Origin of the sequence: Streptomyces sp. NPDC088261 (genome assembly GCF_044740805.1) — a bacterium.
Lineage (GTDB): Bacteria > Actinomycetota > Actinomycetes > Streptomycetales > Streptomycetaceae > Streptomyces.
Genome location: NZ_JBIURL010000016.1, coordinates 160285 through 183765 on the forward strand (window position 1 = coordinate 160285; position 23481 = coordinate 183765).

Sequence of the window (23481 nt, forward strand, 5' to 3'; positions counted from 1 at the left end):
GGCGCCGTACCGGACAGGGGAAGGTAAGGCGGAAGGGCTCAACCGAGGACGGCCAGCGCGTCGATCTCGATCAACAGCCCCTTGGGCAGGCCGACATAGACCGTCGTACGGGCGGCGGCGGCCTCCTTGAGGCCCTGCTCCTCGAAGTACTGGTTGTAGATCGCGTTCATCTCGGCGAAGTGGTCGACGTCGGTGAGGTAGACGCGCACCATCATGACGTCGTCCCAGCTCGCCCCGCCCTCCTCCAGGATCGCCTTGACGTTGGCGAAGGTCTGGATCGTCTGCTCGCGCAGGGTCGGGCCCGCCGGGACCGGCGGCTTGCCGTCCACCGCCGGGAGGAAGCCGACCTGGCCGGCGACCTGGAGGATGTTGCCCTTGCGGACGCCGTGCGAGAACTTCGCCGGCGGCGCGGTGTGTGTGGCGGGGGTCAGCGCGGTCTTCGGGAGCTGGGGCGTGTTCTCGCTCATGTGCGTGCTTCCTTGGAGTGGGTGGTGCCGGAGTACTCCCGGCTGATCGCGTCGGCGGTGCGGCGCAACAGCGGGAGCAGGGTGAGGAGTTCCTCGGCCGTGACGACGACGTTCGGCGCGGAGACCGACATGGCGGCGACCGCCCTGCCGTCCGTACCCCGGATCGGGGCGCCGATGCAGTTGATGGACTCCTCGTGGCCGCCGAGGTCGGTGGCCCAGCCCTGTTCGCGTACGGTGGCCAACTCCCGCAGGAACGCGGTGGCGTTGGGGATCGAACGGGGCGTGTACAGGGGGAAGTCGAGCCGCTCGGCGAGGGCGCGGCGCTCGGCCTCGGGGAGGTCGGCGAGGAGCAGCTTGGCGACGGCGGCGACCGTGATGGCGACCGGTTTGCCGATCCTGGAGTACATCCGGACCGGGTAGCGGCTCTCCACCTTGTCGATGTAGAGGACCTCGTTCTCCTCGTGCACCGCCAAGTGGACGGTGTGGCCGACCTGTTCGTTGAGCTGGACGAGGTGGGGGTGGGCGATCTCCCGTACGTCCAGGTTCTCCACGGCCTCCTGGGCGAGCGCGAAGAGGCGGGCGCCGAGGCGGTAGCGGTTGTCCTGCTGGCGGTAGACGAGCCCGTGCTCGTGGAGGGTACGGAGCAGCCGCAGCGCGGTGGACTTGTGCACGTCGAGGCGCTCGGCGACCTGTCCGAGGTCGGCGGGCCCCTGGGCGAGCAGGGGAAGGATGCTCAGCGCGCGGTCGACGGTCTGGCTCATCGGGTACGTACCTCCTGCTCGATGGCCGCCGTCCAGCCGGGGCCGAGACGAAGTCTCTCCCAGGCGCGTGCGTCGAGGCCCGCGAGGCGGTCGGCGTCGGCCCGGGCGGGCGGGGTGCCGAGGTCGCCGGGGACGGTGAGGGTGGCGGCGGCCATGAGGTGGCCGTGGCGGAGGCGGGTGGCGGCGGGCAGGCCGCGGAGGGTCGCGGAGAGGAAGCCGGCGGCGAAGGCGTCCCCGGCGCCGACGGGCGCGACGACGTCGACGTGGAGGGCGGGCATGTCGGTGACGGTGTCGGGGGTGGTGGGTGTGGCACGTCCCGGGTCCGGCGCGGTGCCGTCCCCCGCGTCACGTCCGGTGCCGTACCCGCCGTCCCGCGCCCCCTCCTCCCCCTCCCGCGTCAGCACCGTCGCCCCCGCGCTCCCCCGCTTGACCACCAGCGTCCGCGGCTCGGGCAGCGCCGCGCGGATCGCGTCCGCGCCCCGCAGCCCCCACGCCTCCGCCGCCTCGTCCTCGCCGACGAAGACCAGGTCGGCGCCGCGCGCCAGCTCCAGCAGGGTCTCCGCGCCCGAGCCGTCGCGCCACAGCCCCGGCCGGTGGTTGACGTCGAAGGAGACGAGCGGGCGGCCCGGCCCGCGGCGGGTCAGCTCGCGCATCAGCGCCAGGCAGCCGGCGGAGAGCGCAGCGGTGATCCCTGACAGGTGCAGGACCCGCCCCGCCCACAGCTCGCGGTACGGCACGGTCGCCGGCGACATCGCGGAGGCGGCGGATCCCGCCCGGTAGTACGCGACCTCGTGCGCGTCGGTCGCACGGTCCGTCGCCGTACGGAAGTAGATGCCGGTGGGACGCTCCGGGTCGCGCCGGACCCCCGACGTGTCGACGCCGTACGCGCCAACGGCGCCCACCAGATGGTCGCCGAAGCCGTCCGCCCCGACCCGGCTGACCCACTTCACCGCGTGCCCGGCGGCGGCCAGCGCGCACGCGACGTTCGACTCGGCGCCGCCGATGGCCCGGTCGAAGGACGGCACGTCGGCGAGGCGTCCCGGGCGGGAGGGCAGGAACGTGACCATGGACTCACCGAGACAGACGACCTCCACGCGCGCGGGCACGGGCACAGGTCCGGTCACTCCGGTCACTCTGGGGCTCCTCGCCGCTCGGCCGATGCGTGGAGGGGCCACCATTGACCCGACATCGGCTCGGATGTTAGACAGCGACAAGCGATATGCGCAATGGGTGTTGCAAATGTTGCAACGATAGCGAGCAAAACGATCCCACTTCGACTCCGGAGGCCCGCATGGCGACCGACCGACCCGCCCCGCTCGGCGACGAGCACGTGGACCGCCTCGGCAACGGACGTGTCGACCACCTCCGCGACGAGCGCGTGGACCACCGCTTCAAGGGGCTCCCGCCGGACGCTGAGGGCCTGACGGTCGGCGCGCTCGCCGCCGAGCGCCGCGACCTGTTCACCGGCGGCTTCACCACCCCCGTGCTCGCCCTGTCCGCCGAGTCGCTCGCGCACAACCTCGCCCTGCTGGAGACGTACGCCGAACGCCACGGCCTGGCCTTCGCCCCGCACGGCAAGACCTCCATGTCCCCCCAGCTCTTCGAGCGCCAACTCGCCCACGGCGCCTGGGGCATCACCGCCGCCCTGCCCCACCAGGCGCGCGTCTACCGGGCGTTCGGCATCCGGCGGATCTTCCTCGCCAACGAGGTGGTCGACGCGGCGGCGCTGCGCTGGCTGTCCGGCGAACTGGACCGCGACCCGGACTTCCGGTTCCTCTGTTACGTGGACTCCGTGCGCGGCGTCGCGTTGATGGACGAGGCCCTGCGCGCGGCCGGCGCCACCCGCCCGGTGGAGGTCGTGGTCGAACTGGGCGCGGGCGAGGGGGCCCGTACGGGAGCGCGTACGGAGGCGGAGTGCGCGGCGGTCGCCGACGCGGTGGCAGCCGTCACCACCCTCCGCCTGGCGGGAGTCGCCGGGTACGAGGGCGAGGTGCCGGACGCCGACGGTGACCGGGTACGGGCCTGGCTGCGTCGACTGGTCGCACTGGCTGCGGAGTTCGACAAGGCGGGGCGCTTCTCCGGACCGGACGGCCCGGACGAGATCGTGATCAGCGCGGGCGGCAGCGCCTGGTTCGACGCCGTCGCCGACGTCTTCGCCGAGATCCCGGAACTCTCCCTCCCCGTCCTCAAGTTGCTGCGCTCCGGCGCGTACGTCTCGCACGACGACGGCCACTACCGCCGCCTCACGCCCTTCAACCGGGTTCCCGGGGAAGGCGCGTTGGAGCCCGCGTTCCGGCTGTGGGCGCAGGTCGTCTCGCGCCCGTCCGCCGGGCAGGCGTTCCTGAACGCGGGCAAGCGGGACGCGGCGTACGACCTGGACCTCCCGGAGCCCCAGGTGGTCCGGGACGGCCGTACCGGCGAGGTCAGGCCGGCCACCGGGCTCACCGTCACCGGCCTGTCCGACCAGCACACGTGGGTGTCCACGGCCGAGGGCGCGGAACTGGAGGTCGGCGACTGGGTCGGGCTGGGGCTGTCCCACCCGTGCACGTCGTTCGACAAGTGGCAGCTGATCCCGCTGGTGGAGGCGGACGGCGCGGTCACGGACCTGATCCGTACGTTTTTTTGAGAAGCCGTCAGGACCCCCGGACCCAGTAGCCCCAGGAGCGCAGGCCATGGATCTCGTCATCCAGGACGTACAGGTCGTCGACGGCACCGGCGGCCCCTCCTACCGCGCGGACGTCGGCCTATCCGACGGCCGTATCGCCGCGATACGGCGGGAGGGCGGCGGCCCCCGCCTGAGCGCCGCGCGCTCCCTCGACGCCGCCGGGCTCGCCCTCTCCCCCGGCTTCATCGACATGCACGCGCACAGCGACCTCGCCCTCCTGCGCGACCCCGACCACTCCGCGAAAGTTGCGCAGGGGGTGACGCTGGAGGTGATCGGGCAGGACGGCCTGTCGTACGCGCCCGTGGACGACGCGACCCTCGCGCAGGTCAGGCAGTCCATCACCGGCTGGAACGGCGACGGTTCGGACATCGACTTCGACTGGCGGACGGTCGGCGAGTACCTGGACCGGCTCGACCGCGGCTTCGACGGCGCGGGCATCGCCGTCAACGCCGCGTACCTGATCCCGCAGGGCACGGTCCGTATGTACGCGGTCGGTTGGGACGACCGCCCGGCGACCGCCGCCGAACTGGCCCGTATGGAACGGCTGGTGGCCGAGGGCCTGGAACAGGGCGCGGTCGGCCTGTCCTCGGGGCTGACGTACACACCGGGCATGTACGCCGACGACGCCGAACTGACCGCGCTCTGCCGGGTGGTGGCGCGGTACGGCGGCTACTACTGCCCGCACCACCGGTCGTACGGCGCCGGCGCGCTCCGGGCGTACGAGGAGATGGTCACGCTCACCCGCCGGGCGGGCTGCGCGCTCCATCTGGCCCACGCCACCATGAACTTCGGCGTCAACGAGGGCAAGGCCCCCGACCTGCTGGCCCTGTTGGACGCCGCGCTGGACGCGGGCGCCGACATCACCCTGGACACCTATCCGTACACCCCCGGCTGCACCACCCTCGTGGCGATGCTGCCCAGTTGGGCGAGCGAGGGCGGCCCGGACAGCATCCTGGCGCGGCTGCGCGACGACACCACCGCCGAGAGAATCCGCCACCACATGGAGGTCGTCGGCGCGGACGGCTGCCACGGGGTGCCCATCGAGTGGGACACGATCGAGATCTCGGGGGTCTCGGCGCCGGGCCTGGCCCCGTACGTGGGGAAGACGGTCGCCGCGTCGGCGGCCGAGCGCGCGGAGGCCCCCTGGGTCACGGCCCGCAGGCTGCTGATCGAGGACGGTCTCGGCTCGACGATCCTCCAGCACGTGGGCCACGAGGAGAACGTCCGGGAGATCATGCGCCACCGCGTGCACACGGGCGGCAGCGACGGCATCCTCCAGGGCGCCAAGCCGCATCCGCGGGCGTACGGCACGTTCCCGCGGTATCTCGGCCGGTACGCGCGGGAGTTGGGCGTCCTGAGCCTGGAGGAGTGCGTGGCGCACCTGACCTCGCGCCCGGCCGGGCGCCTCCGCCTGCCCGATCGCGGTCTGGTACGGGAGGGCTACCGCGCGGACCTGGTCCTCTTCGACCCGGCCACGGTGGCGGCCGGGTCGACGTTCGACGTCCCCCGCACGCTGCCGGTGGGCATCCCGCACGTGCTGATCGACGGCCGCTTCGTGATCGAGGACGGCCGGCGCACGGACACGCTGGCGGGGCGGTCGGTGCGGCGGACGGCGTGACGCTTCCGGTGAGCGTGCACAGGGCTCAGGCCGAGGCGAGCCGCAGCACGAACGCGGCGACGGCCAGCACCACGAACACCCCGGCCGGGGCGATCTCGTGGTCCTTGGCGCGCAGGTGCGTGACGACGGCCCCGACGAAGTAGAGGAAGACCCCGACCGCCGCCGCCTCCCCTATGAGCGGCACCCACAGCCCCACGACGAGCCCCACCGCGCCGAGCGCCTTCAGCGTGGCCAGCCTCGGCAGCCAGGAGTCCGGCACGCCGAGTCCGAGCATCGACGCGATGACCTTCTCGTTGCGGGTGAACGTACCGACGGCGGACAGGGTCAGTCCGGCGGCGAGCAGCAGGCCGACGACGGCATAGGCGATGAACACAGGTGCCCCTCTGGAGACGGTGGAAGCGGAGGTGAGGGGGCCCGGTCCCGGGCCCGGCCTTCCGCACAACCTGTCCTGGCCGCGAGCGGCGAGGAAGCCCCGGCCGAGGCGGGTACTGGCAGGGCTACGATCCGGGCGCGGATCCGGCGTAAATTGCCGGGGTGAGCCACAACGAGCTGGGCCTTTTCCTGCGCGCCCGCCGCGAGGCCGTGACACCCGCCCAGGTGGGCCTCCCCGGCGGCAGCCGCCGCCGTACACCCGGTCTGCGCCGGTCCGAGCTGGCGATGCTGGCGGGCATCAGCGTCGAGTACCTGGCCCGCCTCGAACAGGGCCGGGGCCGCCACCCATCGGCCCAGGTGCTCGGCGCGCTCGCCGAGGCGCTGCGGCTGACGGCCGACGAGCGGTTCGCGCTGATGCGCGCCGAGAAGATCACCACCGGCGACCTGGGACTCTGCCCGGGCGCGGGCACCCCGCCGGCCCGGACCGTACGGCCCACGGTGCGGGCCCTGCTCGACCGGCTGGAGCCCACCCCGGCGGTCCTGGTCAACCGGCTGACCGAGGTGCTGGCGTACACGGAGGGGTACGAGCGGCTCGCCGCCCCGCTGGGCCTGCTGGACGCCCCCGCCCCGAACCTCGCCCGCTACGTGTTCACGGACGGGCGGGCCCGTACCGTCCTGGTGGACTGGGAGCGGGAGGCGGACGTACTGGTCTCGCGCCTCAAGACCGACTCCGTACCGGAGGACCGCTTCCTGGCGTCGTTCGTGGAGGAACTGTCCGCGGCGGCCGGGGCTCCTTTCACGGACCGCTGGGCGCGCGCCGCCCTGACGCCCGAGAGCCCGCTGTCACAGCGAGTGGCGCATCCGGCGGCGGGCGCGCTCAGTCTGGCGACCGAGACGCTGGACCTGCCGGGCCTGGACGGCCTGCACCTGGTGGTACACCTGCCGGCGGACGACGCCACGTCGGCGGCGCTGGACAACCTGACGGGGCGCAGGCCAGGGGCGCTGCACGCGGTGGCGGGGTGACCGTCCCGCACGCGCCGTACGGCCCGGAAAGGCACTGGTGAGCGAGCGGGTCCCACGAACTCATGACCATCCGGTGATGACCGGATCCTCCCGCCCCTTCCGCTCGTCTCTCTCCGAGGACGACGCGAGGCGACAGCGGGAGTGGTGGGGACGATGGCACGTACGGGCATTCGACCGGCTCGAACAGCTCGAACGGCGGGGGTACGGGGGGCACGGGCCGCGTTGCTCGCTCTGATCGCCGCGGCCCTGGTCACGGGGCTCACGGGATGCGGCGGCGAGCTGGCGGACGGGTCCCGGGGCGCCGGCGGCTCCGACGACAAGGGCGCGACGGTGCGGTCGGGGGCGACCGGGGAGACCCGTACCCCGGGCACCTCCGCAACCCCACCCACTCCCGCCACTCCCTCCCCTCCCGCCACTCCCCCCACCCCGCCCGGCCAGACCTCGTCCCCCGACCCGAGGCTCCCCCCGCCCCGCGTGAACATGGACATCGCCCACGCGGTCGAGGGCGGCAGCCGCCGGGCCGTCAACATCACCATCGACGACGGCCCCGACCCCACCTGGACCCCGAGGATCCTCAAGATCCTCCAGGACAACGGGGTCAGGGCGACCTTCTGCATGATCGGCCCGCAGGCCGCCGCCCACCCCGGCCTGGTCAGGCGGGTGGTCGCCGACGGCCACCGGCTGTGCGACCACACCGTCACGCACAACACCGCGATGGACCACCGCTCGCGGCGCTACCAGAAGCGCCAGATCCTGGCGGCGGCCGCGCAGATCACCCGGGCGTCCGGGGGTGTCGAACCGCTGTACTACCGGGCGCCGGGCGGCGCGTTCACCCCGTACAGCAGGCAGATCGCCGCGGCGGCGGGCATGCGCCCGCTGGGCTGGAACGTGGACTCGAAGGACTACGAGGAGCGCGGCGTCCGCGCGATCCTGCACGTGGTGCGGCACGAGCTGGACAACGGCCCGACCATCCTCTTCCACGACGGCGGCGGCGACCGTTCCCAGTCGGCGGCGGCGCTCAGGAAGCTGCTGCCGTGGCTGCGGCACCACGGGTACGGCTTCGGCTTCCCGGTCCGCTGACCGCGCCGGCGCGGCGACCGCGCGACCGAGCCCGCGTCATCAGTCCCCCGTCATCAGTCCCCGTCATCAGTACGGAGCAACGTGGGCAAAAACACGACGCGGCCCTCGTCACCCGGCCGTAAGGTGGCGGACATGCAGGTGATCCAGTCGACGAAGCTCGCCAACGTCTGTTACGAGATCCGGGGCCCGGTCCTGGAGGAGGCGACGCGGCTGGAGGCGGCGGGCCACCGCATCCTCAAGCTCAACACGGGGAATCCGGCGGCGTTCGGCTTCGAGTGCCCGCCCGAGATCCTGGAGGACATGCTCCGCAACCTCGGCGACGCGCACGGCTACGGCGACGCGAAGGGCCTGCTGTCCGCGCGGCGCGCGGTGATGCAGCACTACCAGACCAAGGGCATCGAGCTGGACGTCGAGGACATCTACCTCGGCAACGGCGTGTCCGAGCTGATCCAGATGTCGATGCAGGCGCTGCTGGACGACGGCGACGAGGTGCTCGTACCGGCCCCGGACTATCCGCTGTGGACGGCGAGCGTGTCGCTCGCCGGGGGCACGGCCGTGCACTACCGGTGCGACGAGCAGGCCGAATGGATGCCGGACCTCACCGACATCGAGCGCAAGATCACCGACCGCACGAAGGCGATCGTGATCATCAACCCGAACAACCCGACGGGTGCGGTGTACGGGGACGAGATGCTGGCGTCGCTGACCGAGATCGCCCGCCGGCACAACCTGATCGTGTGCTCGGACGAGATCTACGACCGGATCCTGTACGACGGCGCCACGCACACCCCGACGGCGGCGATCGCGCCCGACCTGCTCACCCTCACCTTCAACGGGCTGTCCAAGAACTACCGCGTGGCCGGTTTCCGCTCCGGCTGGATGGCGGTGTGCGGCCCCAAGGCGCACGCCACGTCGTACATCGAGGGCCTGACGATCCTGGCCAACATGCGGCTCTGCGCCAACATGCCGTCGCAGCACGCGGTCGCGACGGCGCTCGGCGGCCGCCAGTCGATCCAGGACCTGGTGCTGCCGGGCGGCCGGATCCTGGAACAGCGGGACACGGCGTACGACCTGCTGACCCAGATCCCGGGGGTGACGTGCGTGAAGCCGAAGGGCGCGCTGTACCTCTTCCCGCGGCTGGACCCGAAGGTCTACAAGATCAAGGACGACCGGGAGATGGTCCTGGACCTCCTCCGCGCCGAAAAGATCATGGTGGTCCACGGCACAGGCTTCAACTGGCCGGAACCGGACCACTTCCGCATCGTGACCCTCCCGACCACCCAAGACCTGACAGACGCGGTAACCCGAATCGGAACCTTCCTGGACGGCTACTCGCAGCCGTAGGCGTCGTCGAGGACGTGGGGCGGGCCGGTACCTGAGATAACTGCTCCTTCGCCTCAGGTACGGGACGTGCGACGGCCGCGACAAGCCGGCCAAGATCTCCCGGGGCGGGATGGAGGTCATCGTCCCGGAGCCGTCCCCCGAGGATCACCGACCGCTGGTTAGAGGCCGTGCCCGAGCACGCCGCCCGCATGATCCGCACCGCCTGGGCCCTCGGCAACCGCGAAGACCTCAAGCACCTGAACCTGCGCCAGTGGGCCCACCTGCTCGGCTTCCGCGGCCACTTCTCCACCAAGACCCGCGCCTGCTCCACCCCCCCTCGGCGCCCTCCGCGCTGCCCGAGCCGCCTGGCACCGCCGCCACACCCCGCCGCCTTCCCGACCACCCTCGTCATCGCCCACTGGGCCTACGACGGCACCGGCCTCACCCCCGACCTCGAACGCCTCGCCACCCTCATCGGCGGCGGCCCGACACGAGCAGAGGCGGTGACAGCCGATGCGTGACGACGAACTCCTCACCGTCCCCGAGGCCATGGCCCGCCTGAAGATCGGCCGCTGCGCCCTCTACGACCTCCTGCGCACCGGCCGCCTGGCCTCCCTGACCATCGGCCGCGCCCGCCGCCACCGCAGACAGCACTATCGGCGACTACCTCACCCACTCGCTGGGCAGCGTCGCTGTCCATCGGCTTCGGGAGAACACCCACACCCGCTACGCGGCCTGTGTCCGCCTCCACCTCGTCCCCGGCCTCGGCACCAAGAAGGTCGCCCGCCTCCGCACCACCTGCCAGTCCTGCACCCAGGGACTCGACGCCGTGCGGAAGGTACTGCGCAGTCGGCGGGTGCTGCCAGAAGCGGCGGTCCGCTTTGACCGTGACCGACGTGCACTCGGTCCTCAAGTCGGCGCTGGAACACGAGGTCCGCGAAGTCGAGCTGCCCCGCAACGTCGCCCGGAATGTCAAAGCCACGGCGCATCGGCCCAGACACTTCCAGCCCCTCACAGCGCCGGAGGCTCACCAGTTCCTCAACGCGGCCCGCACCGACCGACTGCACACGCTGTACAAACTCGCCCCGCGTACCGGACTCCGCAAGGGTGAACTCCTCCGCCTCCAACGCGACGCCATCGACCTCCTCGGCCGCACTCTCCACAACCCTTCCGAGGCTGCCAACCAACCTGACGCTGGCGACGCCCTGCCGCCCTGCGTACAGCCCTGTCCGCTGACGTTGCCGTCAACTACTGCCGTCAAAGACCACTTGGGCCCCTTTCGAATTCTCACGGAGGGGCCCAAACCTGTCCCACGTGCACTCTCATAGGGAATTGACCCGCACAGCCATTGTCCTGCTATTCGAACGCTGCCCCTATGGCGGGCCTGAACGAAATGCTCATACATGTTCCAGCGGGTCGTGAGTTCGTCGAGATTAACGAACCTTAGGCCACGCCGGAGGCGGCAGTGTTAGCGGTCAATTTCGTTATCCAGGAGCGCGAGTTGCGCCGCCTCAAGAAGGCTACGATTCATCGTCCACATAGTCGCCGATTGCCACATCAAAGATAATTGAACGCCAAAACCCTGGATCTTCCCGTAGGGCCGGCGGATCAATCTCCCCAAGCGACCTTCCCAGCAGATCGGCAAGTTCTTCCAGCATTTCTGGATCGTCTCCACCTGCGGATCGAGCGATTTCAAGCTCGAATACACTCAAACATTCAGACAACTTCTGCGGTGATGAGTTCACGGAAAATAGAGACGGATCACCGCTGCCACGGTAGAACACCTCGCCGGTTTTACAGTCGACGCAGTACGCATCATCACCATCCCCGCCAGATCCCAATTTTAGAAGGTCGCGATCTTCGACGTTCTCGACACGGCCACCACCAGCAGCTTCCGAAGCCGAAAAAAGGACATGCTCGACAGGCAGTCCAACTGAAGAAAGGTAATCACGCGCGGCGGAGTTCCTCACGCATGCGACATATTCGATTGAATAGCGGTGGTTAGCCATCGGCGCCCGTCTCAATTCTCACAGCCACGGTTGGCCCGCCACCCGGATGGGTGGCGGGCCAACCGCAATATTAGAGCCACCTTACCAGTTACCCGATACGGCATCCCTGAACATCGAAGTCACCGCTTTACCCTTGGCGGACCTTGCGGCAGCACCCTCGGCCGAAGTGGTCCAGCCCCAAGTCCAAGTCGTTGGTATGCCAGCCTCGGCTAGCCTACTCCGACACTTATTCGTCCCAGTGCACGGCTGGAATTCTGAATAGGCTTCACTGATCGAGTCCCCGTACTCTCTGAGCAGTTTACGCTCTGCGTGGTTGCCCAGACCCTTAGAGGAGGATGCGACCGCAATCTGCGAAACCCCATCTGCATCGGTATACCTCACCGCCGCAAAATTATTGGACTTGTTTCCCGTCTTCAGTCGTTCCTGTATGACGGCCTGGCTGAGTTCATTGCCGCCATATTCGACCTGGCCGCCACAATTATGGACCAGGACCGGCGTGGCCCCCGCCAGCACATAGTACGTGTGCAGGTCGTTGACCGTGAGGTTGTGGACCGTGGCCTTGGGGGTGGTCCAGCGGTCGATCGCGGTGATCTGGACGTGGGTGCCGGCGCTGGTGCGGAGCCATTGGCCGGGTTTGAGGTCGGTTGCGTCGAGCCACTTGCCTACCGCTTCCACCCAGAAGGGGTGGTTGTTGGTGGCGGTGAGGGTGTCGGTCTTGTGGCCCTTGTCGCCGTCGGTGTCGATGGTGATCTTGACGAGGTGTTTTGTGCCCTTGCCGGTGATCTCGGCGGTGACGGTTTCGGGGGTTGTCTCGCCGGTTTCGGGGTCGGTGGCGAGGACCTTGTCGCCGTTCTTGACCTTTTCGATCGGTTTGGTCGATCCGTTGGCCATGGCGACGAGGGTGCCGGGAACGAAGCTGTTGGGTGTGTCGCAGCTTTCTCCACCGCCGGGCGAGGATTCGTCTACGCCGTCCTTGCCGTTTTCCTTCTTCGGCTTCCTGGTGACCCTCTGTGCGGCGCTCTTGACCTTTTCGTTGGCCTTGGCTGCCGCTCGTTTGGTCTTCTGTGCGGCGTTTCCGGTCTTCTCGGCTGCTTTTTTGGCTGCTCGGGTGGCTGCTTGCTGTGCTTTCTTCTTCGCTGCTTGTGCGGCTCTCTTGGCAGCTGCCTTGGCTGCGGCCTTGGCCGCTCTGGCGGCTTCGCGGGCTGCCTTGGCGGCTGCGATGATCTTGCGGGCCTTCTCCTGGGCCTTGCGCCAGGCGCTGATCGCGCTGAAGGTCTTCTCGACGGCGCGCCAGATCTTCTTGCCCTTGCTGAAGACCGAGGTCCACGGGATGGCGTCGATGATCAGGGAACCGCAGGCCCACATGTCGCCGCGGGAGAAGCAGCTGACGACATCGTTCCAGCCGATGAACTCCTTGAAGACGGCCCAGCCGACGTTGAGGATGATCTGGGACATCGACGTGTTGAGCTGCTGATTGGCCCATGCCTCCTCGGCAGTCTCGGCGCCTCCGCTCACACTGCCGCCGGGACCGCCGCCGTCCATCATCATTCCGCTGGGGTCGGCGAAGGTGACGGGGTTGTTCTCGCAGTAGACGTAGCCGTTCGTCTGCACCGGATCGGCCAGGTCGAGCAGCGGGTCGGCCGAGATGAAACGGCCCGTCTCAGGGTCGTACTCACGGGCCCCGAGGTGGATCAGGCCGGTGGACGAGTCGTCCTCGCCGCCGATGTAGCCCTTGTGGGAGAGCCAGGTATTGGCTTTCTTACGCGTGACACCGAACGGGTCGGTCTTGTCGAACTTCACCGCGTTGCCGGCGGCGAGCCTGACGTTGATGTAGGCCGTGCCGTTCTGGTCGGTGACCTGCATCGACAGCTGGTCCGCGCCGCCGGCCTGCTTGACCCGCATCACGACAGGGCCGCCGGGCTGCTGGTAGTAGCGCTCCGAGGAGTTCGGCGTCCCGTCCACGTTCAGCGTGACCGTGGCGTCCCCGAGATAGAGGGTCCGGGTGCTCGCGGTGAGCGCCATCAGGCGTTCGCCCGACGGGCCGTAGACGTACTTCGTCTCGTTGGCCGGGGCCCACGACTGAGCGGCCCCCGCGCTGTCGCAGGTGCCGAGCGTGAGATCCGTACCGGCGGCCGGGTTGGCGCCGGGGACGACCAGGCACTTCCCGGAGGCGACGTGCTTGAGCTTGTGACCGGCCTCGACGGCTGTCCACTGCTGCGCCACCGCACCCGTACAGCCGGCGATCACCACCGCCGTGCCGTCGGCGGTGGCACCGTCCTTCGGCACCGCACACTGACCCAGGACCTTCAGTGCCCCCTTGGACGAGTCGGTGGGGGTGGCGCCGCTGATCCTGAACTGCTGGGCACGGCTGCCGTTGCACGGGAAGAGCTGGAGCGCGGTACCCGCGACCGTCGAGGCCGAGGCCAGGTCCAGGCATTTGCCGGACAGCCCCGTCCAGGCCCCCGCGCCGCTCTCGCCGAAGCCGGTGACCGAGGCGAGCTTCCCGTCCCACGTCCAGGTCAGGCCCTGCTCGTCTCCGCCGTCCGTCCGGGTCTGGGTGTTGCCGGCCTTGTCGTAGGTGCGCGTGGACGCCTTGGTGATCTTGGCGCCCGCGTCCGACAGGTAGGTCGACGACATCCCGGTCAGCGTGTGCGGCTGGGTGCCGTCCGCCTTGCCGTACGTGTAGGACGTCGACGCGTCCTTCGCGGGGTCCAGGACCGTGGTGGTGCCCGGCGCCCCGAGGTAGTGGTCGACCTCGGTCTTGCGGTTGCCCATCGCGTCGTACGTGTACGTCTTGTGGTACCCGTCACCCGCACCGATCGTCGGGGCGCTCGGCGTCCCGTCGGCCTTCACCGCGCACGCCGTGTCCGACGCCGTCCAGGCCTGCGTCATCTGACCGATGGCGTCGTAGCTGAAGCACTGCCGGTCGGTCGACGCGTCGACGGCGTCCTCGATCTTGGTGACGTTGCCGGCGGGGTCGTACGCGTAGGAGCGGCGGTTGACCCGGCTGCCGAGCACCGTCGAGGTGTCGCTGGTGGACTCACGGTCGGTGTACGCGGCGGTCAGTTCACCGGTGCCCTCGTCGTAGAGATTGCTGGTCCAGACCCGGTTCGGGTTCTCACCCGTGACCGAGCGCAGGACCTGGCCGTAGACGCTGTAGTCGGTGTCCGCGTTGTACCAGTCGATACCGGACGTGGAGACCGGCAGACCGTCCTCGTTGTACCGGGTGACGATCTTCTCCGCGGAGAGACCGCCCGCGGCCGGCAGTGAAGCGGTCCGGAGCTGACCGGACTTGCTGTACTCGTACGAGTAGGCGTACGTCTCCTGCAACCCGTACTGGGCCGCGATCGTGGCCGGCAGGGTGAGTGTGGTCCCGGTCGGCTGGTAGTCGGGCGTGTACCCGGTGACGGTGCTCGTGTAGGGCAGGCCGTCCGTGTAGCGGGTGGTGGAGTGCGGCAGCCCGAGTGCGCCGGCCGCGTCGTAGCTCGCGGACGTCAGCAGCTCGCCCGAGGACGAGTTCTTCCGCTCCTCGACCGTGCGGCCGAGTTCGTCGTACTTCGTCCAGACCTTGTTCTCGTTGCCGTCCGTGGTCGTCTCGGGTCGGTTGAGCAGGTCGTACGTCGTGCGGCTCGTCCCGGTGTCCGGGTCGGTCGCCGTGACCTGCCGGCCGAGCGCGTCGTACGTGTAGGACCAGACGTTCTTGGCGGAGTCCTCGGCCTTGACCTGGTCGCCGCGTACGTCGTACGAGTACGTCATCGACCGGAACGCCGTACGTGTCGCGTCCGTGTACGTGTCGATCCGTACGTCCCTGCCCAGGGCGTCGCTCCAGCTGCGCTGGGCGGCGGCGCCGGTGGGCGGGATGACCGTGGACCAGTCGTAGCCGTACTCGTAGCGAGTGGCCTTCTCTTCCACCGTGGCGCCCGCCAGGTACGGCGTCTCGGCGAGGACGCGGCCCTGGCCGTCGTACTTGTACAGGGTCGCGTTGGGGATCTTGAAGTCGGAGTCGACCTCGAACATCACGGGCTGCGGCAGGCCGTCGGCGTAGTAGCCGTTGTTGGTGCGCTCGACGGTGCCGTTGGCGCTGTAGATGGTGTCGGTGATCAGGCGGCCGTCGCCGACCGCCGGTTCCTGGCGCTGGCGTTCGCGGCCGAGGCCGTCGTAGAAGACGATGGAGTCGTCGTAGTCGGTGCCGTTGTCCTTGAGCGTGGAGCTGACGACGGAGACCGGCTCACTGGGCGCGGTGTTGTACGAGAACGTCACCGACGGCTTCTCGTCGGCGCTCTGCGAGGTGGCCCAGCCCTTGGTGGTACGGCCGAGCGCGTCGTACTCGTAGAGAGTCGTGCGCCCGTTGGCGTCCACGTCCTTCAGCGTGGTGCCGCGCGCGGGCTCCAGGTAGGTGGTGGAGGTCTGCTTCTTCGCGTTCTCCTCGACGATCGAGTAGACCTGGCCCGTGGTCGGCAGGTACGTGGTCTTCTCGGTCTCCTTGTTGGCGTTGGTCGTCGTCAGGACGCGCCCGTACGAGTCGTAGGTGAGCTCGGCCGTCTGCTGCCAGGCGGAGCCCGTACCGTCCAGCGACCAGGTGGTGGTCGCCGAGCCCGAGGTCGGGGTGGTGCCGAAGGCCAGGTCGTCGTAGGCGACCCGGGAGCCGGCGATGCGGGCGGAGACAGGGGCGTCGGGCGCCGCGGCGCAGGTGCCCGCGGTGGTCAGCGTCTCCTTGTCCAGGCCGATCAGGTTCTTCGCCGTGTTGTGGACGTAGCTGAGGACCGCGCACGACTCGTCACCGGTCCTCTCCGTGTCACCGAGCGATTCGACGGTGAGCGGCAGCCCGTAGGTGGTGTCGTACGTGGTGTTCGTGCGCAGCGAGCGCCACAGCCGTTTCTCGTCCACGCCGTACGTGCCCGAGGAACGGGTGGTGGTGATGGTGTGGTCGTCCAGCACCCGGTACGCCTTGAGCGGCGGGATGCCGTCGGCCCGGTCGCGGCTGGCGAGTTCCACGACCTTGGGGTAGTCGACGGACCGGGAGACCAGGGTTCCGTCGAGCCCGGTGTAGTCGAGTTCCTCGGCGACCCGGCCCTGGAGGGCGAGGTCGTCCGGGGCTATCTTCACCCCGTCGGTGTCGTTGACGGTCACCGCGCGCTTGGAGCCGTCCGGGAGCGGGTCTCCGTTCATGCCCCGGAAGTAGCGCACCTCCGACATGGACTTCGCGCTGCCCTGGTAGGCGTCCGACGAGTCGGCGCCGCTGACGGTGCGCACGCGGGAGAAGCCGCGCCACTGGTCGTAGGTGCGGGTCTTCTTCTGGGAGAACTCGGCCTGGTTCAGGGCCCAGGCGCCCTTGACGTCACCGTTGTCGCCGTAGACGTACGAGGTGGTGACGTTCTCGACGCCCTTGACTCCGGGCAGTTCCTTCACCCTGTCGACGACGTACTTGTTGAACCATTCGATCGACTCGTCGACCTTGTCCGGGTCCGGATGCCAGTACGCGGGGTAGCACAGTTCGGTGTTCGCCTCGACGTCGGGGAAACCGGAGCCGGTCCTGCACGCGCCGGTGGGCTCGCGGTAGTCGACGAAGGTCTCGCCGCCGTACTCGCTGATGATCCGCTCGATGCGCAGCCGGTCGAACGTCGGATTCGGGTCCTTCTCGCCGCGGCGCACGCGGTTCGGCATCGGCTGCGTGTTCGGGACGAACGTCACCGGCCGCAGGGCCTGGGCCTCGCCGTCGGTGCCGTACCCGGTGCGGGTGACGGAGTTCAGCCACAGTGCCGTGCCCTCGTCGGTACGCTCGGCCGGCAGCGACTGCTCCAGCGTCCAGGAGTCGACCTTGGACAGGGTGGTGGAGCCCTGGGTGCGCTGGGCCGAGGTGGTGATCTGCGCCAGACGCTTGCGGGTCCAGAACGTCGGCACCGGGACGTAGCAGTCCTTGCCGGACTTGCACAGGAGGTCGGCGGGGGTGTCGTACCAGATGTGGTTCTTCGCGAAGTCGCCGGAGGTGAAGTTCTCCTCGGAGCAGGCGATGCCGTCCTCGACGAAGCACCGCTCGTCGACCGCGAAGTCGACCCGGGCCAGCGGCGCGGCACTGAACAGGGTGCTCGCGCGCTGGCCGTAGTCGATGCGCTTGAGGTAGCCGCCTCGGTCGTAGGAGACCGCGGCGTTGAACTTCATGTTCTTGGCGTAGAGGGACTTCTCCTTGTTCCACCACAGGGACATGGCGCTGCCGGAGGTGTCGACGACGTAGTCGAGGTTCCAGCGCCAGCCGCGGTCGCAGAACGACTTGGCGAAGTCGGCGTCGTAGCAGTCCTCGCCGGACTGGTTGCCGGAGACGGGCACGGTCAGGACCGAGTTGGTCACCGGGTCGTCCGCGGCGGAGCCGTTGTCGCTCCAGCCGGGGAGCTTGTGCTTCCCGAAGTAGTAGATCGTGCCGTCGCGGGTGGTGACCTCCCAGTACTCGCCGAGGGAGTCGCCGTTGTCCAGCGAGGTGTCCTTCAGCAGCCGTACACGCGAGCCGTCACCGTTGGCGGTGATCCACTCGTTGCCCGTCTCGTCGTCGTCCTTGACCAGCTCGGTGGTGGTTCCGCCGAGGGTCAGGGTCGCGTTGTCGGAGCCGTAACAGAGGTCGCTCGTCTTGCGCTTGGTGTTGTTGCCGCCGGACGTGTCGTCCCGGCAGGTGCGGTACGTGCGGGTGATCGAACCGGGGTTGTAGTCCCAGCCGTCACCGATCCACGACGCCTGGTTGTTGGTGGCGGAGGTACGGCCGTCCACGCCCTGCGAGTTGTACCCGAAGGACAGGCTCGGTGCCGGGCCGCCGGGAACCGACGGCGGCTGGAGCTGGTACGTGTAGGAGAAGCCGCCCGAGCTGCTGCCCGCGGTCCACGAACCGGCGCTGGCCAGCGGCGTCGCGGAGAAGTCTCCCTTGGCGCCGCTGCCCGCCGACGTCGCCATGAAGACGGAGGAGCCGGAGTTGGCCGCCGCGCTCAGGGCCGCTGCCCGTGTCAGCGGGGGTGAGCCCTCGGCGGGCTCGCGGTACAGCGCGGGGGACATCTTCGCGCCGGACGGTACGGAGGCGGTTCCCGTGCCGGCATCCGTGTCCGTCAGGTCGGCGACGTCCAGGGTGGTCTCGATACGGCGCTCGCCGTCCAGGACACCGTCACCCACGGCGTCGTCGTCCTTCGGTGCCACGACGTTGGTGGTGTCCACCGGCGTCGGCTCCGCGCACCCTTCGGTGTCGGGTGTGGTCAGGAAGCACTCGGGGAATTTGACGATCTGGAGCCGGTCCGCCCAGTTCGCGCCGTACAGCTCGGCGAACTCGGTGTAGTCCACGGCGACCACGGCGTCGCCGGTGGCACCGGCCGGCGGCGTGACGGTGAACACCAGGCCCTCGACGTCGGCCGCCGAGGTCTCCGCCTGGCTGGCCAGGGCGACCTTCCAGTCACCCTCCAGCGCCTGCGTCTCCTCGGTGGTCGCCGTGGCGGGGGCGCCGATCGAGATCGGCAGGCCGCCGATCGGCTGGGTCGTCCCGGGTGTGAGCGCGTCGACCGTGCCGGTCGCCGGCGTCGTGATGCCGGTGCCCACCGGGGCGACCATTTTCGTCGGCTCGTAGTCCTCGGCGGCCCGCACCTCGGCGGTTGTCATGTCCGCCAGCTCGCCCCCGTCCTCGCCGTCTGCCCGTACCGGCTTCGGCAGGTCGACCAGGGCGACCCCGGAACGGTTGCTGGACGGTGGCAAGGCGTAGGCGCCGGGCAAGAGGCCCACCGTGACGGCGGTCGCCGCCACGACGATCACACCGATGCGCGCCCGCCGCCGACGACGGCGCTGCGCCTCGGTACCGGGAAGCCTCCCCCGGCCACTCCATGAAAGTGATCCCCACACGACGGCCGCGGCCCCCCACAGTCGATCCCGACCACCGGCCGAACCGTGCGGAAGCACAGGGCGCCGAAGGCTATCTGATTCGCCGAATGTTCAGCCACGAATTCACAACTCGTCAAATGCATTTGCCGCACAGTGATCTCAATCACATGACAATTCACCTTGAGAAATCCTTTACTGTGTTTATTTGGCCATCGAAGAGTAAAGGGATTTAAATGCATCAAGATCATTTGAGTTGTTGTCATATACACCCAGGGCGCCCAAACGCTGAGGATTCCAAGGGGTGATCTGTCGGGTATTGCGAGGTTTCACGGTCTTCGCGGCCGACGCACTGGAGGGAGCTGGTAGCTCTGCGCTGTCACGGAAGGAGGGGCGGGCGAGGGCCCGCAGGCATACACACACCCTTCACACCTGTGGATTCGACGTGTTTCATCCGGCATGCTTCTCTCTCGCCCCACCTCTGCCGGGAAGACCCTCCGACGTTTCGAAGGGACACCTGGGAGAGGCTTGGGCTCACTGAAAACGTGACGGCGTGCGCCTTTCCGGAGCGCCTTGGCGTAAACGGGTACTCCGACGCCTGGGCGCACCTTCCGGAAATGGCTCACGCCGTTTTGGGGGAGGGAATCCAGCACCGTGGAACGTCGTCGTCCCAGCCGGGCCACCGTCCGGCGCACCGCGGCGGGAGTGGCGGCGGTCGTCGCCGCCGGTCTCGGATTCGCCCTGTTGGGCCCCGCACCGGCGGAGCCGGTCACACAGTCGGCCACCCCGGTCGCGCCGGCCACCGCCCCGCTCGACGAGAGCGGGGCGCGGAAACAGGCCGTCCGCACCGGCAAGCGCGTCGAGGTGGCCGCCCTGCGCGACGCCACCTCGACGACGTTCGCGCTGCCCGACGGCACGTTCGAACTCACCGCGTACGCCGCACCGGTACGCGCGAAGGTCGACGGCGTCTGGAAGCCGCTGGACACCGACTTGGCCCGTACGGAACGGGGTTGGGAGCCGAAGGCCGCCGCCGACCCGGTGGTCTTCTCCGCCGGCAACGGCGCGCGCACGACGAAGGAGCGGAAGGGCAAGGCCGCCGCGGAGCACGCATCGTTCACGGCCGGGACCCGTACGGCCGTACCGGCACCGTTCACGGTGTCGCGAGCCTCGGCGCCCCGTACCGTCACCGCCGCCGAGGACTCCTCCGCGTACCAGGACCTGGTCACGCTCAGCACCGGCGGGCACGAGATCACCATGAGCTGGCCGGGAACGCTTCCGGAGCCGCGGATCGAGGGAGGCACCGCTCTCTATCCCGATGTGCTCGACGGAGTCGACCTGCTGCTGACCGCCCGGGACAGCGGCTTCACCCACGTGCTGATCGTGCATGACGCCCGGGCGGCGGCCGCACTTGAGGCGGCGTCCCTCTCCTACGGGCTGCGCTCTCCCGACCTCACCTTCCACCTGGACCCGGTGACGCACGCCATCACCGCGCGGAACCATGAGGGAGAGGAGATCGCGGTTTCGCCGACGCCGTTCCTGTGGGACTCGGCAGGCAGGCCGGCCGTCACGGAGGGCGCCGACCCCGAGGCGGTCGAGCCCGGTCCTGACCCTTCGCCGTCCTACTCGGAGGAGCCGGGCACCGCGCCGACCGAGGCTCCCGTGGACCCGGACGCGCCCGAGAGCGACGACTCGGCCGCGCCGGAGAACGAGTCCACCCCGGCTCCGGCCCCCTCCACGCCGGCCGGCCCGCGGGACGACCCGTCGGAGGGTGTGGTGCGCTCGGCCTACCGCACAGGGGTGTCCTCCGCCGACGCCCCCGCCGCTGCCGCTGCCGCTGCCGTCACTTCCGCCACCGACGTCACCGCCGTCACCGTCTCACCGGCGGCTTTCCGCTCCGCCGGTGACGACGTCCTGGACCTGCCGGGACTGGCCAGCCCCCAGATCGGCGCGCACACCGCCGTGGGCACGGCCACGCTCACCGGCGAAGGCAGCACCGGAGCCACGCTGGCCATCACGCCGGACAAGGAACTGCTGACCAGCCCCAAGACGCAATGGCCGGTCTTCATCGACCCCTCACTCACCGGCAAGACCAAGAACTGGACCACCACGTACAAGAAGTACCCGACGTCCAGTTTCTACGACGGAGCGAACTACAACTCCGGTACGACGGAGGCCCGCGTCGGCTACGAGTCCACCACCGGCGGCCTGTCCCGGTCCTTCTTCCGCCTCGCCTGGAAGTCCAGCATCAAGGGCGCCACCGTCACCAAGGCGGACATCCGGTTGTACGAGACGTACGCGTGGTCGTGTTCGAGCCGCGAGATGCAGGTCTGGCGCACCGACGGCATCTCCTCGTCGACCACCTGGAACAAGCAGCCGTCCTGGAAGGAGGAGATCGGCAGGAAGTCCTTCGCCAACGGCTGGAGTTCCGCCTGCCCGGACGCTTACGTCGTGTACGACGGCAAGTCCGTCGCACAGGACGCGGCGAACGGCGGCTGGACCGACTTCACCATCGGCCTCCAGGCCAGCACCGAGGACTCCTCCTACTCCTGGAAGAAGTTCAAGTCCGAGGGCGAGTCCGCGCCGAAGATCGTCATCACCTACAACCGCAAGCCCGCCGAGCCCACCTCGCTCGACATCTCGCCCGGTACCGGTTGTGACACCACCAAGCCCTACGCCTCGGTGGGACTGAGCGACCTGACGTTCTCCGCGAAGTCCAGTGACCCGGACGGGGACCTCAAGTATCTGGACTTCGAGGTGTGGCAGGAGGGCAGCGGCACCAGGCTCTACGACGGGAACAGGACGGTCGACTCCTCCGGCGCCGCCAGCGTGACGCTCGACGGCGCCGACGGTACGGCGAGCCAGTTCGTCAACGGCAAGACCTACCTCTGGGCGGTCCGTGCCCTCGACTCCTCGGGAGCCGCATCCACGTACGCTCCGCCCTCCACGGCCAACTGCGGCTTCGTGTACGACTCCTCCGCGCCGAACTCACCGAAGATCACCTCGACCGACTACCCGGAGGACGACGGCAACGGCACCAACTGGAGCACGGTGAAGTTCGGTGCCACCGCGGGCAAGTTCACCTTCAGCCCGGCAGGTTCGACCGACACCGTGAAGTACCTGTACGCGGTCAACTCGACGAACCTCAGCAAGACGACGCCGACCGTCGCCGCGGGCGGGTCCGTCACGGTGACGATCCCGCCGCTGGCCGCGGGGCCGAACGTCCTGTACGCCAAGGGCGCCGACGCGTCCGGCAACACCTCGGCGTCGGCGACCAAGTACCTCTTCTACGTCACGCCCAACGACACCAGTGACGCGGCGGGCGACGTCACCGGGGACGGGATCCCCGACCTCTACGTCCTGGACGCCACCGGCGACCTGAGGCTGTACCCGGCGACCGCCTCCGGCGACATCCACGTCTCGCTCCAGGGGGCGCACCGCGACGGGGTCAGTCTGGAGGCCGACCTCGACGAGGACGGTGTCGCCGACGGTGGCGACTACTGGCTGGACTCGGCGGGGAAGCCGTCCCTGATCACGCACAACGGTGATTTCCTGCCCGGCGACGGCATCCAGGACATCGTCGCCAGGATGAGCGACGGCAAGCTCTACATCTACCGGGGCGACGGCTACGGCAGCGTCGATGTCGAGCAGCGCACCGAGGTGTGGCTCCCCGCCGGCGCTCCCGACCCGTCGACGTTCACCCAGATCCTCGCGACCGGTGACCTCACCGCGGACAGGAGGCCGGAACTCTTCGTCACGTCCGGCGACGCCCTCTGGGTCTTCTCCGGCTACTCCGGCGGCACCTTCCGGACGGCGACCCAACTGTCCGCGACGGCCTGGGCCGACCGTGACCTGGTCAACGTCGGCGACTACAACGCCGACGGTTCCGCCGACCTCGTCTACCGGACCTTCGTGTCGGACCGACTCCTGCTGCGTCACGGCAAGCCCGACCCGGCAGGCGGCACCAGCCTGACGTCGCTCGCCAGCGCGGCGAATTCCGCGACCGGCGTCGACGCCGAGTTCGGCACCGGGTGGAGCAAGGCGAGCATCCCGCTGATGATCGGCACCCCGGACGTCACCAAGGACGGCATCCCGGACATCTGGGCGCTGGTGTCCGACGGCACGCTGCGCCTCTACAAGGCCACTGCCACGTGGGGCGGCACCCCCGTCACGGTCATCAGCGGCGGCTGGGAGAACAAGAAGGCGCTCGGCTGACGTACGGGCCGCTGGCTGGCCCTCGTCCGGGTGGCGCTCGTCCGGACACGGCCCACGACGGCCGCCCAGGGCCACCCGGCAGGCTCCGACGCCACAAGCGCCCGTACCAGAC

General features: G+C 69.5%; 14 protein-coding genes and 2 pseudogenes. 10 read left to right on the forward strand and 6 right to left on the reverse strand.

The window, feature by feature from the left end; all coding sequences use genetic code 11:
- Nucleotides 1–38 precede the first annotated feature (38 nt).
- The 3 genes from ACIODU_RS27015 to ACIODU_RS27025 are packed head-to-tail and all read right to left on the reverse strand — an operon-like array spanning nucleotide 39 to nucleotide 2295.
- The gene (locus ACIODU_RS27015) at nucleotides 39–467 is read right to left on the reverse strand and encodes a RidA family protein (protein ID WP_401770496.1); all 429 of its coding nucleotides are present in this window, start codon (nucleotides 465–467) and stop codon (nucleotides 39–41) included.
- Complete coding sequence (locus ACIODU_RS27020) at nucleotides 464–1228, reverse strand: IclR family transcriptional regulator (protein WP_401770499.1); 765 nt, start codon at nucleotides 1226–1228, stop codon at nucleotides 464–466. The genes ACIODU_RS27015 and ACIODU_RS27020 overlap by 4 nt, the downstream gene beginning before the upstream one ends.
- A complete protein-coding gene (locus ACIODU_RS27025) occupies nucleotides 1225–2295 on the reverse strand; it encodes a sugar kinase (RefSeq protein WP_401770563.1) in 1071 nt (356 codons plus the stop codon). Before ACIODU_RS27025 ends, ACIODU_RS27020 begins: the two co-directional genes overlap by 4 nt.
- Nucleotides 2296–2519: 224 nt before the next feature.
- Here ACIODU_RS27025 and ACIODU_RS27030 point away from each other — a divergent pair, with 224 nt between their 5' ends.
- Together ACIODU_RS27030 and ACIODU_RS27035 are read left to right on the forward strand one after the other, a co-directional pair.
- A complete protein-coding gene (locus tag ACIODU_RS27030; protein WP_401770501.1) occupies nucleotides 2520–3854 on the forward strand; it encodes an amino acid deaminase in 1335 nt (444 codons plus the stop codon).
- Between the two features lie 46 nt (nucleotides 3855–3900).
- Entirely contained in the window at nucleotides 3901–5511 is a 1611-nt protein-coding gene (locus tag ACIODU_RS27035) for an amidohydrolase family protein (protein ID WP_401770504.1), read from the forward strand.
- 25 nt (nucleotides 5512–5536) lie between these two features.
- Here the strand turns inward: ACIODU_RS27035 and ACIODU_RS27040 are convergent, their stop codons facing one another.
- Nucleotides 5537–5884 carry a DoxX family protein gene (locus ACIODU_RS27040; RefSeq protein ID WP_356428018.1) on the reverse strand — a complete coding sequence of 116 codons (348 nt, stop codon included), beginning with the start codon at nucleotides 5882–5884 and terminating at the stop codon, nucleotides 5537–5539.
- Between the two features lie 161 nt (nucleotides 5885–6045).
- Here ACIODU_RS27040 and ACIODU_RS27045 point away from each other — a divergent pair, with 161 nt between their 5' ends.
- The 7 genes and pseudogenes from ACIODU_RS27045 to ACIODU_RS27075 form a co-directional block, all read left to right on the forward strand.
- Entirely contained in the window at nucleotides 6046–6906 is an 861-nt protein-coding gene (locus ACIODU_RS27045) for a helix-turn-helix domain-containing protein (RefSeq protein WP_401770507.1), read from the forward strand.
- A gap of 76 nt (nucleotides 6907–6982) precedes the next feature.
- Nucleotides 6983–7141, forward strand: coding sequence for a hypothetical protein (locus tag ACIODU_RS27050; RefSeq protein WP_401770509.1), 159 nt, complete (start codon nucleotides 6983–6985; stop codon nucleotides 7139–7141).
- Nucleotides 7138–7986 (forward strand): polysaccharide deacetylase family protein, encoded by an 849-nt coding sequence (locus ACIODU_RS27055; protein WP_401770566.1) that lies wholly within the window; start codon nucleotides 7138–7140, stop codon nucleotides 7984–7986. The genes ACIODU_RS27050 and ACIODU_RS27055 overlap by 4 nt, the downstream gene beginning before the upstream one ends.
- 132 nt (nucleotides 7987–8118) lie before the next feature.
- Nucleotides 8119–9330 carry a pyridoxal phosphate-dependent aminotransferase gene (locus ACIODU_RS27060; RefSeq protein WP_356428025.1) on the forward strand — a complete coding sequence of 404 codons (1212 nt, stop codon included), beginning with the start codon at nucleotides 8119–8121 and terminating at the stop codon, nucleotides 9328–9330.
- Nucleotides 9331–9497: 167 nt separating this feature from the next.
- Nucleotides 9498–9830 (forward strand): replication initiator, encoded by a 333-nt coding sequence (locus ACIODU_RS27065; protein ID WP_401770512.1) that lies wholly within the window; start codon nucleotides 9498–9500, stop codon nucleotides 9828–9830.
- A pseudogene (locus ACIODU_RS27070) lies at nucleotides 9823–9948 on the forward strand (excisionase); the annotation flags it as partial. The gene ACIODU_RS27065 and the pseudogene ACIODU_RS27070, both read left to right, overlap by 8 nt.
- Nucleotides 9941–10454: pseudogene (locus tag ACIODU_RS27075) on the forward strand (site-specific integrase); the annotation flags it as partial. The pseudogenes ACIODU_RS27070 and ACIODU_RS27075, both read left to right, overlap by 8 nt.
- 375 nt (nucleotides 10455–10829) lie before the next feature.
- Here the strand turns inward: ACIODU_RS27075 and ACIODU_RS27080 are convergent.
- Nucleotides 10830–11318, reverse strand: a complete 489-nt coding sequence (locus ACIODU_RS27080; RefSeq protein WP_401770514.1) for an SUKH-4 family immunity protein — start codon at nucleotides 11316–11318, stop codon at nucleotides 10830–10832.
- 81 nt (nucleotides 11319–11399) lie between these two features.
- Nucleotides 11400–19064, reverse strand: coding sequence for a polymorphic toxin-type HINT domain-containing protein (locus tag ACIODU_RS27085; RefSeq protein WP_401770569.1), 7665 nt, complete (start codon nucleotides 19062–19064; stop codon nucleotides 11400–11402).
- 747 nt (nucleotides 19065–19811) lie between these two features.
- Here ACIODU_RS27085 and ACIODU_RS27090 point away from each other — a divergent pair.
- Nucleotides 19812–23369 carry an FG-GAP-like repeat-containing protein gene (locus ACIODU_RS27090; RefSeq protein ID WP_401770517.1) on the forward strand — a complete coding sequence of 1186 codons (3558 nt, stop codon included), beginning with the start codon at nucleotides 19812–19814 and terminating at the stop codon, nucleotides 23367–23369.
- Nucleotides 23370–23481: the final 112 nt, after the last annotated feature.

What these genes read in the sequence shown, in the direction of transcription:
- ACIODU_RS27015 (WP_401770496.1), bottom strand. Translation starts at nt 467, where the DNA reads ATGAGCGAGAACACGCCCCAGCTCCCGAAGACCGCGCTGACCCCCGCC.
- ACIODU_RS27020 (WP_401770499.1), bottom strand. Translation starts at nt 1,228, where the DNA reads ATGAGCCAGACCGTCGACCGCGCGCTGAGCATCCTTCCCCTGCTCGCC.
- ACIODU_RS27025 (WP_401770563.1), bottom strand. Translation starts at nt 2,295, where the DNA reads ATGGTCACGTTCCTGCCCTCCCGCCCGGGACGCCTCGCCGACGTGCCG.
- ACIODU_RS27030 (WP_401770501.1), top strand. Translation starts at nt 2,520, where the DNA reads ATGGCGACCGACCGACCCGCCCCGCTCGGCGACGAGCACGTGGACCGC.
- ACIODU_RS27035 (WP_401770504.1), top strand. Translation starts at nt 3,901, where the DNA reads ATGGATCTCGTCATCCAGGACGTACAGGTCGTCGACGGCACCGGCGGC.
- ACIODU_RS27050 (WP_401770509.1), top strand. Translation starts at nt 6,983, where the DNA reads ATGACCGGATCCTCCCGCCCCTTCCGCTCGTCTCTCTCCGAGGACGAC.
- ACIODU_RS27060 (WP_356428025.1), top strand. Translation starts at nt 8,119, where the DNA reads ATGCAGGTGATCCAGTCGACGAAGCTCGCCAACGTCTGTTACGAGATC.
- ACIODU_RS27080 (WP_401770514.1), bottom strand. Translation starts at nt 11,318, where the DNA reads ATGGCTAACCACCGCTATTCAATCGAATATGTCGCATGCGTGAGGAAC.